The sequence below is a fragment of the Pseudomonas sp. SIMBA_068 genome (assembly GCF_046534705.1).
In the GTDB taxonomy this organism is placed as follows: domain Bacteria; phylum Pseudomonadota; class Gammaproteobacteria; order Pseudomonadales; family Pseudomonadaceae; genus Aquipseudomonas; species Aquipseudomonas putida.
Window position 1 is genome coordinate 1 of sequence record NZ_JAWRYI010001929.1, and the last position, 228, is coordinate 228.

Annotated in this window: 1 protein-coding gene; it reads right to left on the reverse strand. The window is 61.4% G+C overall.

The window, feature by feature from the left end; translation table 11 throughout:
* On the reverse strand, positions 1 to 228 hold a 228-nt coding region (locus SB756_RS36525; protein ID WP_410914147.1), incomplete at both ends, for an amidohydrolase family protein.

The following is a 228-nucleotide window of genomic DNA, read 5'->3' on the forward strand; positions in this document are numbered from 1 at the left end:
TGTAGGTGTTGAGCCAGTCCAGCAACTGCTCGCCATAGGCGCCGACCATGCCGGTCTGCGGCAGGTGGATATGGGTGTCGATCAGGCCGGGTGTGATCAGCGCATCCTGGTAATGGGTGATGTCGATATCGGCGGGCAGGGTCGGCAGCAGGTCGCCGGCATGGCCGACCGCGCTGATCTTGCCGTTTTCGATCACCAGCAGGCCGTCTTCGAAATACTCATAGGAGG